Origin of the sequence: Xanthomonas sp. DAR33341 (assembly GCF_003992815.1) — a bacterium.
In the GTDB taxonomy this organism is placed as follows: domain Bacteria; phylum Pseudomonadota; class Gammaproteobacteria; order Xanthomonadales; family Xanthomonadaceae; genus Xanthomonas; species Xanthomonas cissicola.
On sequence record NZ_QEYV01000032.1, the window covers coordinates 1 to 12,814 of the forward strand.

A 12,814-nucleotide genomic window follows, 5' to 3' on the forward strand; every position below is an offset into this window, starting at 1 on the left:
TTTTTACTGCCTATCAGGGCAATTCTTGCCGGTGGCAGCAACCACCGGCAACACTCAGGGCCGCGTTGGAGGCGGCACGCATATGAAGCCACAGAAGCCAGCAGGACATAATATACATTATGCGAAGTGCGCTGTTGACGCTCCTGTGCGCCCTGGCGGCCTATCACTGCTGGTCCCTCAACAGGAAGCGGACTGGACAATGATGCTAGACACCTACGACCGCGTAGACCTGACCGGCCCTTGGGCCGGTTTTGGTTTTCAGGGGCACCGATTCTTCACGCCCGAGGGGCGAGACATCGACCCGGTGGGAATGCGCTACTGGTCGCTCACGTGCAACATCGCGAGCGAGTGGGCACTGATGATGGCCGAGGAACGCGAACGCGTATGGCATGCAAGGCCAGCCGAGGTGATCTACCTGCGGGACGTACTCCGGCGCAGGCGTGAAATGCGGTCATCAGTAATGGATGGCGCAGGGTCCGCCGATAGATCGACGGTGGTGCGCAGGACGCGTGGGCCTCGCTCTCCACGGCGCGGGTGAGGCGTTAGCCGTAGGGGCGATGCCCCTACACCCCTACAATGCCAGCTCATCATCATTGGAGGCCGTATGAGCTACAGACCGCAAAACAACCACGATGGACTCTGGTGGGAAATCGCCCTGGGCATCTTCGTCGGCCAGCTGATGACCGCAGCACTTGCCGGCGTGGTGGCGCTGTGCCTGGGCTACTTCACCATGCGCAGTGTCAGCGCAGCGCTGCCCGCAGTCGCACCGCAACCGCTCTACACGCCCCGCTCCCAGCGCGTGGTACCGGAACCGCTGCAACTACGCGAACTGGAATCAAACGAGCGATGCATTCAACACAAGCGATTCCGCCGACTGCAAAACGGATGGCAGGAGTTGCCGAACGATCCTTGCTGAATCGTCACGCGTCACGAAACTACATCTGCAAGGTAGTAGCCGGCGTCGTGGTGTTGGTGGTGTAAGCCTTGTTGTCCGGGAACGTGCCCTGCGTGCGCGGACCGTACTCAATGACACCGCCTCGCACCCGGTCGCGGTCAGCGCCGCCGCCGTCACTCCCTACGGTCGCAACGCCAGCAGCGCCGCCGCTCCCATCCGGGGCCATGTTGTAGAGCCGTGCGTCCTTCTCACGAATGGGCGCTGTCCAGGGCCACGCGGTGGCCACCATGATGTGCTTGCCGGCTGACAAGCGAACGCCGTACGTGACGACGCTGACGCTATAGCCCAGGGCGCGCAACTGCGTGAGGTCCAATTCCTCAATGACGTTGTTGCTCTCGTCGATCCACTGGACCCACGCCCGATCCTGATCGCCTACCCGCGCACGCGCCGACAGTCGTATACGGCCCTTGCTGGCAAGCTCGGCGACATAGCGCTGTTCCTGCGTGAGATCGGCGAGCGGATCGGGCGGCGGCGGCTGGATCGGCACGCTTGGCGCGCCATTAGCCAAGCCCGCACCCACGTGCGTGGGCTTGCTGGTCTGGCTGGCCGAGGCCACCGGCTTGTTCGGATCGGAACGATCCTTCGTGAAGTAGTGCACGAAAAAGTAGATGCCGACACCACCGACGACGATAAAGATGGCAGCACGCACCGCCATCGCTGCCCAGACGTTTTTACCGCCCTCTTCGTAGACCTCAGTGTTTTCGGCACCAGGGGCATAGCCGTCATACAACGGAAAAATCGCCGGGTCGTACTTGAGCGTCTGCCCGCCCACCTTCTCGAACTTGCCCGGCGAGGTGGTGTGGAAATACGTCACGCGATATCGGCCCTTCATGCCGATAGCGGTGAGCTTCTGGAAGGTGTTTTTCTTCTCGATACGCGCCTTCACCGCCGAGTGCAGGCGGTTGATCCACTGCGTCATGATGACCGCATCGCCGCCGTTCTGGCCGAGCAGCGCCCAGAAATTCTCAACTGCCGGAGCGAGCGGCTTGCGCTCGTTGACGTAGAACTCGTGCACCTCATCAATGACGACCAACGCATCCTTGAACTCGTCCGGAATGCACCACTTGCCCGACTTATCCTGCGTGCACGAAAAAAGCTTGGTCACGTCCTTCGTATCGACGAGGACGAGGAGGCTTTGCACATCGCTTTCGGCAATGCCCAGGTGCTTGGCAATGCGATCAAACCGCAAGCCGTTGAGACGTGCAAACACGCGCCGGCCCTTCTTGAGCGCGGGGAGAATGTGATTCTTTACCGCGTCGTAGCTCTTGCCGGCACGCGGCACACCTTCGTTGAAAACTAGCATGTCACCAAATCCCAACCGTCAGCACGCGACGCAACAGATAGAACACCATCGCCGCGCCGATCATCACCAGCGCAGGTCCGATCTTGAACACATCGGCGAACCACAAGATTGTGCTACCGGCGTTACCGAGCATGCCGCCGATGCTCTGGCCCTTCATGAAGTCCGGCATGGGCAGCAACGTCAACACGTAGAGGATGGCCGCCAGCGACTGTTCCAGCCACATCACGAACAGGTCGCCCACGAAATCGACAACCGCCTGCCATACCAGTTTGACGGCACGCCAAAGCCATGCGGTCAAATCATTGAACCAACCTGCTTGCATATCGTCGTCCTCAGGTCACAGCAATACAGAGCGCAGCGTATGCAGCAATCGCCAGGATCACCCAGCCCGCCGCGCGCAGAAACGCCAGGAAGTCGCCGCCGCAATGAAAATTGATCGTCATGGCGTTCCACCACTTCGACGCGCCCAGCGAAAACACCGGGCAAGAACCACCAGACGGAACGGTCATGAAATCCGTGATGCCGGCCACCATGGGTGTGCCACGCACCTGCGTATTGAATTTGCTCAGCACAGACTCAACAGTCTTGCCGCTTTTTTTGTAGAGCTCGGACATGGAAGCGCCCTCGCCGCCTTCACCCTCACCAGGCGTCGTGCCATCACCATCACCAGGAGTATCACCGTCGCCATCACCGTCGCCGTCGCCGTCACCACCGCCATCACTGCCACCGTCTCCACCACCATCACTGCCGCCGTCACCACCGCCATCGCTTCCACCGTCTCCACCACCGTCACTGCCACCATCTCCACCACCATCGCTGCCGCCGTCACCATCACCCCCGCCATCATCACCAGGCGTCGAGGGTGGCGCATCACCAGCAGAACACGTGGCACCGCTGGGATACATGCCGTTGCCCTTTTCACCGCCAATAGTGAAGTTGTAGAAACATCCATCGTCACAACTGGTGCCACTACCATCCGACGAACTTGCGCCAATCATTGGCTGACGAGTTGAACACGTCGCACCCTGCGGATAACTGCGACTGCGAGTTTCATAGCGCGGACCAGGGCTATCGCACGGAGTCACATAGGCGGTATATGAGGAACCACCCTCCTCAACAACACCAGGGCACCAGCCAGATGAGCCAGCATTACTTCTGGCAGCACGATCAGCAGCCACAGCCGTTGCAGCAGCGAACGCCGCGCCCTGGTCCCGACACTGCGAGCTGATGACATCAGAGCTAGTCGAACACGACATGTCCTGCGCGGAAGCATCTGAAAAAGCAAACACGCAGCAGAACAGAAGGACCGCTAGAAATACGCGAATGCTCACACATCCAACCCCTTGACGCCTGCCCACCCACACAGCGCGCCCATGAATCCACAAAACAAAAGAACGATCATCGCCCTACCCCTGAAAGAGAGAGGGCGACACCGAAGCGCCGCCCTACCCTCACCACCATTAGCCGAAGAAGCCTGCAACCTTCTTGGCACCCCACTTGGTGAAGCCAACCAAGGCAATGATTGCAGCGGCTGCGATCATCGCGGTTGCAGCTTCGGCACCGCTCACGCCAGTCAGAATGTCACCCATGTTTTACTCTCCTCGTTGATTGATTGATTTACCGGTCGTTGAACATGCCCGCGACGCTGCCGGCGAGGCGTCCCAGGACGAACCACACGATCACCACACCACAGCAGCCGGTGGACCACGCTACGGCGTCCTCCTTGCTGGGCATTGCGAACGCTTCTTGCACCAGCGCATACACGCTGTATTCGCTACCCGTGACCAGCACGTAACCGCTGCACTCGCCAACCGATTGGCCGGTGGGCACCAACGTGCCATCTGCTTGCAGGGCTACGCACACGGCCATGGCTTAAGCCGCCACACGTGCAGGCGCTTTGACAGCGCGCAACACCTGAAATTTGCTGTAATTGATCGCGCCCTTGTTGACCGTCACCATGGCTTCGATATCGAGCTCGTAATCACCAGGCTGATACGGAGGCTGGCCCTTCTCCAAACGCACATCCAGGGGATATGCAAACCCGCCTGCTTCGAGCTTGGCTTTCTGCTTACGCGTGGTGTATTCCCGATCCCTGCCCTCATCATCCTTGAACGTGCCAGCACGCTCATCGACTTCGGCGCTCAACACAGTGACTTTGATTGCGCTCATGGTGTAACCCCTTCTAAGGTTTGATTGATGCCCGCGATTTCGGGCCATTGATTGGCTACGTCTGCTGTTGCCCACGCCGGTAGCCGATGCGACGTGCAGGTACTGATGACGGCATGCAACGCATCAGGCGTTGGGCAATGCCGCAAGATGAAATTCAGCGTTGCGCCGTATTGGCGCTTGAGGTGCCGGCGCGCACTTTTCCAAGTGGCATCGACAGCAGCTTTCGTAATGTCGATGCGCGTGGCGACGCAATGCAGGAACTTGAGAACGGGATAGGCACCGAGCAGATAGCCAGCAGGATCGCGCAGCAAATCCAACGGCAATTCCTTGCGGTTGGTGGCGCGGAATTGCGCTTCATAGCGCACCCATTCGGAGGCCTTGTCGCCTTGCTCCCTGCCCTTCTCGTACACGCGCAGCTGCTTTTCGGACTTCTTGCCACCGACATAGAAGGTCTTGCCGTCGCCGCTGTCGTGATCGTCAACGGTCTGCGCCTTGGGGCGCTGTCCACGGTTGTCGAACTCGCCCGACGCATACCAGCTTTGCGCCAACTTCAAGGGGTATTTGCCCAAGAGGTCATCAGCGGCAACGTCCACACGGGTCAATCGTCCAGCGCAGCTTTCGAGCTTCGCTCGAAGCTCCAGCCACCGCTTCGCATGGCCGCAGCGCGCTGCGCTCAACACTCCACACCCGGTGCCAGTCAACTCGATACGCGCGGTGTACGTGCCATCTGCACGGCGGCAGTGTTCCCCGCCCAACTCGATCAGCCCTACGTGCTGGCCGTCGCGGTCGGTGATACGCACGCGCCACAGGTAAAACCGCCCCGGCCCGGCCTTTTCGTCAAGCTCCAGGCCCAAGCCGGGGAAGAACCAGCAGAACACTTGCAGTGCGACCGCGCGAGCATTCTCGGCGGTAACGTCCATCCATTCGCGGACCTCTTCGGGGTCGTCGTTGACGAAGAGACCGGCTTCGCCCAGGACGGCGCGCAAATCCACGGAGGCGGAAAACCAGTCAATGGCGACCGTTAGGGTGCCATCGGCATTCCTGAATTCACTGACTCCCCTGTTAGACGAGGGGAGTCCCACTTCCCGCGATCCGTCAGCCATGCGCGTAGAACTCCACAGCAGCGGTTTCGCAGGCACGAGCAGCGCGGCGCGATGCGTGAACGCTCTGCTCTACCAGCCGGCCAGCGAGGCGCACGGTCAGGCGGAAACGCCGAGTGCGGCGACCACCGATCACGGTGTGGTAGGTGTCGATATGGGAGACGACCTCAGTCATGACCAACCCCGCTGAAATAGGCGATCAGACCGGCAGGCGTCAGGAACAAGAACACGCCGCAAACCCATGTCCACGGCTCAGGCAGGTAGTAGGCACCGATGATGAAAAGGGATATGAAGGCAGCGAGCGCCCACACGTAGCCGATGCACTTTGCGAACTCCTTCATGCGACGGCCTCCATTTCACTTTGGGCGCTACAAATCGTGACGCGTCGCGAAACAGTCGGCGCAACCAAGTCAACGTAGCTTTCGATGATGAAGACCTGCTCGCGGTGCACGCGCAGCGCAGCTTCGGCGCGACGGTCAAGAATCCAGGCGACCAATCGGGCGAAGCCGACGATCACGGTCAGCGCGGAAGCGCCGATGAGTGCAAATGCGTTTGTGTCCATGAAGCCCCTATCCCCTGCCCCTTGACGCGGACCCCGGAGGGGAGCCGGGGGTGCGCGGTGCTCACCCATCGGTGAACACGGACGCATGTATATTCCTCGGTTGACAGAGTGTCAACCATGAGATGAACATGCCCGCGATAAACGCCCTACTTGACAAAGTGAAAGAGAGTTGCTCTCTCCCGTCAGACAACGTTTTGAGCCAGCGGATCGGTGTCACGAGAGCCGCAGTGAGCATGTGGCGGAACGGCGGAAAGCCGGTGCCAGATGAACGGATTGCGCAGCTATGCGCGATGGCAAAGCTCGATGGCGGCGAATGGATGGCGCGGATTCATGCAGAGCGCGCGGCATCGCCGGCAGAAAAGGCCCTATGGCGATCAGTGTTGGACAGGCTAAGCGCGGCCGCCGCGGTGGTCGCGCTGCTGGTCCTGGCGGTACACACAGGAGCGCATGAGGCGCTGCTGATGGCGCTCTCACCGGTCGTAATAACCGACCCTCTATACATTATGCGAAGTGCGCTGTTGACGCTCCTGTGCGCCCTGGCGGCCTATCACTGCTGGTCCCTCAACAGGAAGCGGACTGGACAATGATGCTAGACACCTACGACCGCGTAGACCTGACCGGCCCTTGGGCCGGTTTTGGTTTTCAGGGGCACCGATTCTTCACGCCCGAGGGGCGAGACATCGACCCGGTGGGAATGCGCTACTGGTCGCTCACGTGCAACATCGCGAGCGAGTGGGCACTGATGATGGCCGAGGAACGCGAACGCGTATGGCATGCAAGGCCAGCCGAGGTGATCTACCTGCGGGACGTACTCCGGCGCAGGCGTGAAATGCGGTCATCAGTAATGGATGGCGCAGGGTCCGCCGATAGATCGACGGTGGTGCGCAGGACGCGTGGGCCTCGCTCTCCACGGCGCGGGTGAGGCGTTAGCCGTAGGGGCGATGCCCCTACACCCCTACAATGCCAGCTCATCATCATTGGAGGCCGTATGAGCTACAGACCGCAAAACAACCACGATGGACTCTGGTGGGAAATCGCCCTGGGCATCTTCGTCGGCCAGCTGATGACCGCAGCACTTGCCGGCGTGGTGGCGCTGTGCCTGGGCTACTTCACCATGCGCAGTGTCAGCGCAGCGCTGCCCGCAGTCGCACCGCAACCGCTCTACACGCCCCGCTCCCAGCGCGTGGTACCGGAACCGCTGCAACTACGCGAACTGGAATCAAACGAGCGATGCATTCAACACAAGCGATTCCGCCGACTGCAAAACGGATGGCAGGAGTTGCCGAACGATCCTTGCTGAATCGTCACGCGTCACGAAACTACATCTGCAAGGTAGTAGCCGGCGTCGTGGTGTTGGTGGTGTAAGCCTTGTTGTCCGGGAACGTGCCCTGCGTGCGCGGACCGTACTCAATGACACCGCCTCGCACCCGGTCGCGGTCAGCGCCGCCGCCGTCACTCCCTACGGTCGCAACGCCAGCAGCGCCGCCGCTCCCATCCGGGGCCATGTTGTAGAGCCGTGCGTCCTTCTCACGAATGGGCGCTGTCCAGGGCCACGCGGTGGCCACCATGATGTGCTTGCCGGCTGACAAGCGAACGCCGTACGTGACGACGCTGACGCTATAGCCCAGGGCGCGCAACTGCGTGAGGTCCAATTCCTCAATGACGTTGTTGCTCTCGTCGATCCACTGGACCCACGCCCGATCCTGATCGCCTACCCGCGCACGCGCCGACAGTCGTATACGGCCCTTGCTGGCAAGCTCGGCGACATAGCGCTGTTCCTGCGTGAGATCGGCGAGCGGATCGGGCGGCGGCGGCTGGATCGGCACGCTTGGCGCGCCATTAGCCAAGCCCGCACCCACGTGCGTGGGCTTGCTGGTCTGGCTGGCCGAGGCCACCGGCTTGTTCGGATCGGAACGATCCTTCGTGAAGTAGTGCACGAAAAAGTAGATGCCGACACCACCGACGACGATAAAGATGGCAGCACGCACCGCCATCGCTGCCCAGACGTTTTTACCGCCCTCTTCGTAGACCTCAGTGTTTTCGGCACCAGGGGCATAGCCGTCATACAACGGAAAAATCGCCGGGTCGTACTTGAGCGTCTGCCCGCCCACCTTCTCGAACTTGCCCGGCGAGGTGGTGTGGAAATACGTCACGCGATATCGGCCCTTCATGCCGATAGCGGTGAGCTTCTGGAAGGTGTTTTTCTTCTCGATACGCGCCTTCACCGCCGAGTGCAGGCGGTTGATCCACTGCGTCATGATGACCGCATCGCCGCCGTTCTGGCCGAGCAGCGCCCAGAAATTCTCAACTGCCGGAGCGAGCGGCTTGCGCTCGTTGACGTAGAACTCGTGCACCTCATCAATGACGACCAACGCATCCTTGAACTCGTCCGGAATGCACCACTTGCCCGACTTATCCTGCGTGCACGAAAAAAGCTTGGTCACGTCCTTCGTATCGACGAGGACGAGGAGGCTTTGCACATCGCTTTCGGCAATGCCCAGGTGCTTGGCAATGCGATCAAACCGCAAGCCGTTGAGACGTGCAAACACGCGCCGGCCCTTCTTGAGCGCGGGGAGAATGTGATTCTTTACCGCGTCGTAGCTCTTGCCGGCACGCGGCACACCTTCGTTGAAAACTAGCATGTCACCAAATCCCAACCGTCAGCACGCGACGCAACAGATAGAACACCATCGCCGCGCCGATCATCACCAGCGCAGGTCCGATCTTGAACACATCGGCGAACCACAAGATTGTGCTACCGGCGTTACCGAGCATGCCGCCGATGCTCTGGCCCTTCATGAAGTCCGGCATGGGCAGCAACGTCAACACGTAGAGGATGGCCGCCAGCGACTGTTCCAGCCACATCACGAACAGGTCGCCCACGAAATCGACAACCGCCTGCCATACCAGTTTGACGGCACGCCAAAGCCATGCGGTCAAATCATTGAACCAACCTGCTTGCATATCGTCGTCCTCAGGTCACAGCAATACAGAGCGCAGCGTATGCAGCAATCGCCAGGATCACCCAGCCCGCCGCGCGCAGAAACGCCAGGAAGTCGCCGCCGCAATGAAAATTGATCGTCATGGCGTTCCACCACTTCGACGCGCCCAGCGAAAACACCGGGCAAGAACCACCAGACGGAACGGTCATGAAATCCGTGATGCCGGCCACCATGGGTGTGCCACGCACCTGCGTATTGAATTTGCTCAGCACAGACTCAACAGTCTTGCCGCTTTTTTTGTAGAGCTCGGACATGGAAGCGCCCTCGCCGCCTTCACCCTCACCAGGCGTCGTGCCATCACCATCACCAGGAGTATCACCGTCGCCATCACCGTCGCCGTCGCCGTCACCACCGCCATCACTGCCACCGTCTCCACCACCATCACTGCCGCCGTCACCACCGCCATCGCTTCCACCGTCTCCACCACCGTCACTGCCACCATCTCCACCACCATCGCTGCCGCCGTCACCATCACCCCCGCCATCATCACCAGGCGTCGAGGGTGGCGCATCACCAGCAGAACACGTGGCACCGCTGGGATACATGCCGTTGCCCTTTTCACCGCCAATAGTGAAGTTGTAGAAACATCCATCGTCACAACTGGTGCCACTACCATCCGACGAACTTGCGCCAATCATTGGCTGACGAGTTGAACACGTCGCACCCTGCGGATAACTGCGACTGCGAGTTTCATAGCGCGGACCAGGGCTATCGCACGGAGTCACATAGGCGGTATATGAGGAACCACCCTCCTCAACAACACCAGGGCACCAGCCAGATGAGCCAGCATTACTTCTGGCAGCACGATCAGCAGCCACAGCCGTTGCAGCAGCGAACGCCGCGCCCTGGTCCCGACACTGCGAGCTGATGACATCAGAGCTAGTCGAACACGACATGTCCTGCGCGGAAGCATCTGAAAAAGCAAACACGCAGCAGAACAGAAGGACCGCTAGAAATACGCGAATGCTCACACATCCAACCCCTTGACGCCTGCCCACCCACACAGCGCGCCCATGAATCCACAAAACAAAAGAACGATCATCGCCCTACCCCTGAAAGAGAGAGGGCGACACCGAAGCGCCGCCCTACCCTCACCACCATTAGCCGAAGAAGCCTGCAACCTTCTTGGCACCCCACTTGGTGAAGCCAACCAAGGCAATGATTGCAGCGGCTGCGATCATCGCGGTTGCAGCTTCGGCACCGCTCACGCCAGTCAGAATGTCACCCATGTTTTACTCTCCTCGTTGATTGATTGATTTACCGGTCGTTGAACATGCCCGCGACGCTGCCGGCGAGGCGTCCCAGGACGAACCACACGATCACCACACCACAGCAGCCGGTGGACCACGCTACGGCGTCCTCCTTGCTGGGCATTGCGAACGCTTCTTGCACCAGCGCATACACGCTGTATTCGCTACCCGTGACCAGCACGTAACCGCTGCACTCGCCAACCGATTGGCCGGTGGGCACCAACGTGCCATCTGCTTGCAGGGCTACGCACACGGCCATGGCTTAAGCCGCCACACGTGCAGGCGCTTTGACAGCGCGCAACACCTGAAATTTGCTGTAATTGATCGCGCCCTTGTTGACCGTCACCATGGCTTCGATATCGAGCTCGTAATCACCAGGCTGATACGGAGGCTGGCCCTTCTCCAAACGCACATCCAGGGGATATGCAAACCCGCCTGCTTCGAGCTTGGCTTTCTGCTTACGCGTGGTGTATTCCCGATCCCTGCCCTCATCATCCTTGAACGTGCCAGCACGCTCATCGACTTCGGCGCTCAACACAGTGACTTTGATTGCGCTCATGGTGTAACCCCTTCTAAGGTTTGATTGATGCCCGCGATTTCGGGCCATTGATTGGCTACGTCTGCTGTTGCCCACGCCGGTAGCCGATGCGACGTGCAGGTACTGATGACGGCATGCAACGCATCAGGCGTTGGGCAATGCCGCAAGATGAAATTCAGCGTTGCGCCGTATTGGCGCTTGAGGTGCCGGCGCGCACTTTTCCAAGTGGCATCGACAGCAGCTTTCGTAATGTCGATGCGCGTGGCGACGCAATGCAGGAACTTGAGAACGGGATAGGCACCGAGCAGATAGCCAGCAGGATCGCGCAGCAAATCCAACGGCAATTCCTTGCGGTTGGTGGCGCGGAATTGCGCTTCATAGCGCACCCATTCGGAGGCCTTGTCGCCTTGCTCCCTGCCCTTCTCGTACACGCGCAGCTGCTTTTCGGACTTCTTGCCACCGACATAGAAGGTCTTGCCGTCGCCGCTGTCGTGATCGTCAACGGTCTGCGCCTTGGGGCGCTGTCCACGGTTGTCGAACTCGCCCGACGCATACCAGCTTTGCGCCAACTTCAAGGGGTATTTGCCCAAGAGGTCATCAGCGGCAACGTCCACACGGGTCAATCGTCCAGCGCAGCTTTCGAGCTTCGCTCGAAGCTCCAGCCACCGCTTCGCATGGCCGCAGCGCGCTGCGCTCAACACTCCACACCCGGTGCCAGTCAACTCGATACGCGCGGTGTACGTGCCATCTGCACGGCGGCAGTGTTCCCCGCCCAACTCGATCAGCCCTACGTGCTGGCCGTCGCGGTCGGTGATACGCACGCGCCACAGGTAAAACCGCCCCGGCCCGGCCTTTTCGTCAAGCTCCAGGCCCAAGCCGGCGAAGAACCAGCAGAACACTTGCAGTGCGACCGCGCGAGCATTCTCGGCGGTAACGTCCATCCATTCGCGGACCTCTTCGGGGTCGTCGTTGACGAAGAGACCGGCTTCGCCCAGGACGGCGCGCAAATCCACGGAGGCGGAAAACCAGTCAATGGCGACCGTTAGGGTGCCATCGGCATTCCTGAATTCACTGACTCCCCTGTTAGACGAGGGGAGTCCCACTTCCCGCGATCCGTCAGCCATGCGCGTAGAACTCCACAGCAGCGGTTTCGCAGGCACGAGCAGCGCGGCGCGATGCGTGAACGCTCTGCTCTACCAGCCGGCCAGCGAGGCGCACGGTCAGGCGGAAACGCCGAGTGCGGCGACCACCGATCACGGTGTGGTAGGTGTCGATATGGGAGACGACCTCAGTCATGACCAACCCCGCTGAAATAGGCGATCAGACCGGCAGGCGTCAGGAACAAGAACACGCCGCAAACCCATGTCCACGGCTCAGGCAGGTAGTAGGCACCGATGATGAAAAGGGATATGAAGGCAGCGAGCGCCCACACGTAGCCGATGCACTTTGCGAACTCCTTCATGCGACGGCCTCCATTTCACTTTGGGCGCTACAAATCGTGACGCGTCGCGAAACAGTCGGCGCAACCAAGTCAACGTAGCTTTCGATGATGAAGACCTGCTCGCGGTGCACGCGCAGCGCAGCTTCGGCGCGACGGTCAAGAATCCAGGCGACCAATCGGGCGAAGCCGACGATCACGGTCAGCGCGGAAGCGCCGATGAGTGCAAATGCGTTTGTGTCCATGAAGCCCCTATCCCCTGCCCCTTGACGCGGACCCCGGAGGGGAGCCGGGGGTGCGCGGTGCTCACCCATCGGTGAACACGGACGCATGTATATTCCTCGGTTGACAGAGTGTCAACCATGAGATGAACATGCCCGTATTAAACAAAGCACACGCGCCTTCTGAAATTCAGCCTCAGAACCAGTCGTACCAAGGGTTTTCCCTGGTGTCTGGAGTTTCTTGCGATGGGGCCATAATGGGGCCACAATGGGGCC

The 12,814-nt window shown here is 60.3% G+C and carries 25 protein-coding genes; 5 read left to right on the plus strand and 20 right to left on the minus strand.

What is annotated here, in order from left to right:
* Positions 1–199 precede the first annotated feature (199 nt).
* Together EO156_RS24410 and EO156_RS15610 are read left to right on the plus strand one after the other, a co-directional pair.
* Complete coding sequence (locus tag EO156_RS24410; protein ID WP_033482610.1) at positions 200–538, plus strand: DUF3653 domain-containing protein; 339 nt, start codon at positions 200–202, stop codon at positions 536–538.
* A gap of 66 nt (positions 539–604) precedes the next feature.
* Positions 605–916 (plus strand): hypothetical protein, encoded by a 312-nt coding sequence (locus EO156_RS15610; protein WP_033482613.1) that lies wholly within the window; start codon positions 605–607, stop codon positions 914–916.
* A 19-nt stretch (positions 917–935) separates the two neighbouring features.
* Here EO156_RS15610 and EO156_RS15615 read toward each other — a convergent pair whose 3' ends face one another.
* The 10 genes from EO156_RS15615 to EO156_RS15665 form a co-directional block, all read right to left on the minus strand.
* Positions 936–2,258: a zonular occludens toxin domain-containing protein gene (locus tag EO156_RS15615; RefSeq protein ID WP_126936755.1), complete on the minus strand. Its 1,323-nt coding sequence runs from the start codon at positions 2,256–2,258 to the stop codon at positions 936–938.
* 1 nt (position 2,259) lies between these two features.
* Positions 2,260–2,580, minus strand: coding sequence for a minor coat protein (locus tag EO156_RS15620; protein ID WP_029219915.1), 321 nt, complete (start codon positions 2,578–2,580; stop codon positions 2,260–2,262).
* 10 nt (positions 2,581–2,590) lie between these two features.
* The gene (locus EO156_RS24620; RefSeq protein ID WP_343151657.1) at positions 2,591–3,622 is read right to left on the minus strand and encodes an attachment protein; all 1,032 of its coding nucleotides are present in this window, start codon (positions 3,620–3,622) and stop codon (positions 2,591–2,593) included.
* 96 nt (positions 3,623–3,718) lie between these two features.
* Entirely contained in the window at positions 3,719–3,847 is a 129-nt protein-coding gene (locus EO156_RS15635) for a hypothetical protein (RefSeq protein ID WP_033482619.1), read from the minus strand.
* Positions 3,848–3,875: 28 nt separating this feature from the next.
* The gene (locus EO156_RS24000) at positions 3,876–4,127 is read right to left on the minus strand and encodes a hypothetical protein (protein ID WP_033482621.1); all 252 of its coding nucleotides are present in this window, start codon (positions 4,125–4,127) and stop codon (positions 3,876–3,878) included.
* Between the two features lie 3 nt (positions 4,128–4,130).
* The gene (locus EO156_RS15650) at positions 4,131–4,427 is read right to left on the minus strand and encodes a single-stranded DNA-binding protein (protein WP_033482623.1); all 297 of its coding nucleotides are present in this window, start codon (positions 4,425–4,427) and stop codon (positions 4,131–4,133) included.
* On the minus strand, positions 4,424–5,530 hold the full coding sequence (locus tag EO156_RS15655) for a replication initiation factor domain-containing protein (protein WP_126936756.1): 1,107 nt from the start codon (positions 5,528–5,530) through the stop codon (positions 4,424–4,426). The genes EO156_RS15650 and EO156_RS15655 overlap by 4 nt, the downstream gene beginning before the upstream one ends.
* The gene (locus EO156_RS15660) at positions 5,523–5,702 is read right to left on the minus strand and encodes a hypothetical protein (protein ID WP_033482627.1); all 180 of its coding nucleotides are present in this window, start codon (positions 5,700–5,702) and stop codon (positions 5,523–5,525) included. The genes EO156_RS15655 and EO156_RS15660 overlap by 8 nt, the downstream gene beginning before the upstream one ends.
* Positions 5,695–5,868: a hypothetical protein gene (locus EO156_RS24005; RefSeq protein WP_017118719.1), complete on the minus strand. Its 174-nt coding sequence runs from the start codon at positions 5,866–5,868 to the stop codon at positions 5,695–5,697. Before EO156_RS24005 ends, EO156_RS15660 begins: the two co-directional genes overlap by 8 nt.
* Positions 5,865–6,089, minus strand: coding sequence for a hypothetical protein (locus EO156_RS15665; RefSeq protein ID WP_126936757.1), 225 nt, complete (start codon positions 6,087–6,089; stop codon positions 5,865–5,867). The genes EO156_RS24005 and EO156_RS15665 overlap by 4 nt, the downstream gene beginning before the upstream one ends.
* A gap of 122 nt (positions 6,090–6,211) precedes the next feature.
* On the opposite strand from EO156_RS15665, the gene EO156_RS15670 reads away from it, so the two are divergent.
* The 3 genes from EO156_RS15670 (at position 6,212) to EO156_RS15680 (ending at position 7,389) form a co-directional block, all read left to right on the plus strand.
* On the plus strand, positions 6,212–6,676 hold the full coding sequence (locus tag EO156_RS15670) for a DUF3693 domain-containing protein (protein WP_126936758.1): 465 nt from the start codon (positions 6,212–6,214) through the stop codon (positions 6,674–6,676).
* Complete coding sequence (locus tag EO156_RS15675; RefSeq protein ID WP_033482610.1) at positions 6,673–7,011, plus strand: DUF3653 domain-containing protein; 339 nt, start codon at positions 6,673–6,675, stop codon at positions 7,009–7,011. Before EO156_RS15670 ends, EO156_RS15675 begins: the two co-directional genes overlap by 4 nt.
* A 66-nt stretch (positions 7,012–7,077) precedes the next feature.
* Entirely contained in the window at positions 7,078–7,389 is a 312-nt protein-coding gene (locus tag EO156_RS15680) for a hypothetical protein (RefSeq protein WP_033482613.1), read from the plus strand.
* A 19-nt stretch (positions 7,390–7,408) separates the two neighbouring features.
* Here the strand turns inward: EO156_RS15680 and EO156_RS15685 are convergent, their stop codons facing one another.
* The 10 genes from EO156_RS15685 to EO156_RS15735 all read right to left on the minus strand — a co-directional run bounded on the left by EO156_RS15685 (position 7,409) and on the right by EO156_RS15735 (position 12,562).
* A complete protein-coding gene (locus EO156_RS15685) occupies positions 7,409–8,731 on the minus strand; it encodes a zonular occludens toxin domain-containing protein (protein WP_126936755.1) in 1,323 nt (440 codons plus the stop codon).
* A gap of 1 nt (position 8,732) precedes the next feature.
* Positions 8,733–9,053, minus strand: a complete 321-nt coding sequence (locus EO156_RS15690; RefSeq protein WP_029219915.1) for a minor coat protein — start codon at positions 9,051–9,053, stop codon at positions 8,733–8,735.
* Positions 9,054–9,063: 10 nt separating this feature from the next.
* A complete protein-coding gene (locus tag EO156_RS24625) occupies positions 9,064–10,095 on the minus strand; it encodes an attachment protein (protein WP_343151657.1) in 1,032 nt (343 codons plus the stop codon).
* 96 nt (positions 10,096–10,191) lie between these two features.
* Positions 10,192–10,320, minus strand: coding sequence for a hypothetical protein (locus EO156_RS15705; protein ID WP_033482619.1), 129 nt, complete (start codon positions 10,318–10,320; stop codon positions 10,192–10,194).
* A 28-nt stretch (positions 10,321–10,348) separates the two neighbouring features.
* Entirely contained in the window at positions 10,349–10,600 is a 252-nt protein-coding gene (locus tag EO156_RS24015; RefSeq protein WP_033482621.1) for a hypothetical protein, read from the minus strand.
* A 3-nt stretch (positions 10,601–10,603) separates the two neighbouring features.
* On the minus strand, positions 10,604–10,900 hold the full coding sequence (locus EO156_RS15720) for a single-stranded DNA-binding protein (protein WP_033482623.1): 297 nt from the start codon (positions 10,898–10,900) through the stop codon (positions 10,604–10,606).
* On the minus strand, positions 10,897–12,003 hold the full coding sequence (locus EO156_RS15725; RefSeq protein ID WP_033482625.1) for a replication initiation factor domain-containing protein: 1,107 nt from the start codon (positions 12,001–12,003) through the stop codon (positions 10,897–10,899). The genes EO156_RS15720 and EO156_RS15725 overlap by 4 nt, the downstream gene beginning before the upstream one ends.
* Positions 11,996–12,175 (minus strand): hypothetical protein, encoded by a 180-nt coding sequence (locus EO156_RS15730; protein WP_033482627.1) that lies wholly within the window; start codon positions 12,173–12,175, stop codon positions 11,996–11,998. Before EO156_RS15730 ends, EO156_RS15725 begins: the two co-directional genes overlap by 8 nt.
* Positions 12,168–12,341 (minus strand): hypothetical protein, encoded by a 174-nt coding sequence (locus EO156_RS24020; RefSeq protein WP_017118719.1) that lies wholly within the window; start codon positions 12,339–12,341, stop codon positions 12,168–12,170. Before EO156_RS24020 ends, EO156_RS15730 begins: the two co-directional genes overlap by 8 nt.
* Entirely contained in the window at positions 12,338–12,562 is a 225-nt protein-coding gene (locus tag EO156_RS15735; RefSeq protein ID WP_126936757.1) for a hypothetical protein, read from the minus strand. The genes EO156_RS24020 and EO156_RS15735 overlap by 4 nt, the downstream gene beginning before the upstream one ends.
* Between the last annotated feature and the right edge of the window lie 252 nt (positions 12,563–12,814).